This window comes from Bacillota bacterium, from assembly GCA_012842395.1.
Classification (GTDB): Bacteria; Bacillota; SHA-98; order UBA4971; family UBA4971; genus UBA6256.
This window is the reverse complement of sequence record DUSX01000019.1, coordinates 1-1,788: the sequence shown is the minus strand read 5'-3', so window position 1 is coordinate 1,788 and position 1,788 is coordinate 1. Positions and strand designations below refer to the sequence as shown.

General features: G+C 62.5%; 2 protein-coding genes and 3 tRNA genes. 1 reads left to right on the top strand and 4 read right to left on the bottom strand.

Translation table 11 applies throughout. The annotated features are described in order from the left end of the window. Nucleotides 1-32: 32 nt before the first annotated feature. From GX515_07210 to GX515_07195, 4 genes are all read right to left on the bottom strand, one after another. Nucleotides 33-125: transfer RNA gene (locus GX515_07210), tRNA-Ser, on the bottom strand. A gap of 211 nt (nt 126-336) precedes the next feature. Next, nucleotides 337-792: a tRNA adenosine(34) deaminase TadA gene (tadA, locus tag GX515_07205; protein HHY32796.1), complete on the bottom strand. Its 456-nt coding sequence runs from the start codon at nt 790-792 to the stop codon at nt 337-339. Between the two features lie 77 nt (nt 793-869). Further along, complete coding sequence (locus GX515_07200) at nt 870-1,091, bottom strand: aspartyl-phosphate phosphatase Spo0E family protein (GenBank protein HHY32795.1); 222 nt, start codon at nt 1,089-1,091, stop codon at nt 870-872. Nucleotides 1,092-1,134: 43 nt separating this feature from the next. Beyond that, a tRNA-Arg gene (locus GX515_07195) sits at nt 1,135-1,210 on the bottom strand. A gap of 453 nt (nt 1,211-1,663) precedes the next feature. On the opposite strand from GX515_07195, the gene GX515_07190 reads away from it, so the two are divergent. Continuing rightward, nucleotides 1,664-1,740, top strand: a tRNA-Arg gene (locus GX515_07190). Nucleotides 1,741-1,788: the final 48 nt, after the last annotated feature.

Below are 1,788 nucleotides of genomic sequence, written 5' to 3'. Positions count from 1 at the left end.
TTAGACCAACTCAGCCACCTCTCCGCAAAAGGTGGCGGAGAGAGTGAGATTCGAACTCACGGGGCAGGGGCTACCCGCCCACTCGCTTTCGAGGCGAGCGCTTTAGACCACTCAGCCATCTCTCCGCACGCTTCAGCAGTAGCCCGACGCCGTCGGTCCCACGGCGTCCGCGTCTGGCGGCTACGGTATTGGATTTGCGTCCCCAGGCTCGGCGATATCCAGGGCCGAGGAATCCACCGCATCCTCGAGCGCTCCCCTTGCCTTACACGCCGACCCAATCCCGGGGGTCTCCCTGGGAGGCTCTTCTGCAACCCACCACCAGCTCACTGCCGCCCACTACGAGCCACCCCGAAGGTCAGCGAAAAACTGCTGCAGCAACGCAGCGCATTCCTCTTGAAGGACCCCACCTGTAACCTCCAGGCGATGGTTCAGCGCCTCATGCTGCACGAGATTCGTCACGGAACCAGCCGCGCCAGCCTTCGGGTCGGGCGCACCATACACGAGCCTCTGGACTCTGGCAAGGACCAAGGCCCCCGCGCACATAGCGCACGGCTCGAGCGTAACGTAAATCGTCGCCCCGAGGAGTCGCCACGAGGCCAGGCGCGAGGCAGCCTCCCTGATAGCCAACATTTCTGCATGGGCCGTAGGGTCGTGGAGTTCCTCCTTGCGGTTATGGGCCCTCGCCACAACCTGGCCATCGGCTACGATGACCGCTCCCACAGGAACCTCGCCCTTCAGGTAGGCCTTCTTCGCCTCCAACAGGGCCCTGCGCATGAACATTTCGTCGTCCATGGAACGCGCGACCGCTCACCTGTTAACTATGATACCATTGTCGCCCGCCCGGGGCAAGCGGGTGACTCTTTTCCCTTTCACGAGCCCAACTCGCGCCAGGCCTCGGCGCCCTGCCTCGTGGCCAGTGTCATGACCTGAAAGAGGAGGATTGCTTCGTCAAGCCTCTTGCTCTGTGCCAGGACCTCATCTGAGGTTAGATCGCCACCGCAAGCCCCGATGCACTCGAGAAGCCTTTGTCGTAGGACCTCGATCTCCGCTCGAAGAGACCGGAGAGCGAGGCCAGCCGCCGCTTGATTCACTTCATTCACTCCTGCAGATCTGGGCCGGAAATGGGCAGAAAAATGGTGGCCCCGACACGAGTCGAACGTGCGACACGCGGTTTAGGAAACCGCTGCTCTATCCACTGAGCTACGGGGCCACCTGATACCTGCGCTGACACGCCACCAAGCCCGCCCTGGCGCTCGCGCGACAGCTTAACTTTTTGGTGCTTTCAAAGTGTGCCGCGTCATCGCGGCGGCTCCCCGTTGACCGGGGCCTTTACTGTCGAGTTATTTATACCACATGAGCGCTGGCGCTGTCAAGCAGGGCGGAGCAGCCAAAAGGTCGCGGCCAGGGCCCGGCTAGCCGCCGCGGACGACCGCCGCACCGTGACGCGCGGCCCGGCCGTGCCAGGACCGAACACTGGAGAGTAGGGGGCAGAGCGTTGTCGCAAACCGTGGAGACAAGACGGCGCAGGCCGGATCAGCGAAAAGGGGCGACTGCAACCCAGGCGCGAGACTGCAAGCGCGGCGATAGCTCTTGAATAGTCGGTGCGGTTGTGGTATCATACGTTGCGAGAAACAAGCAAAGATGCACGTGGATAGAGTTTCGCGCGCCTGTAGCTCAGCGGATCAGAGCATCTGACTACGGATCAGAGGGTCGGGGGTTCGAGTCCCTCCAGGCGCGCCAGCTATTTGGGGGTTTGGGTGAGCGGGCAGGTGCATTGTACAGGCAAAC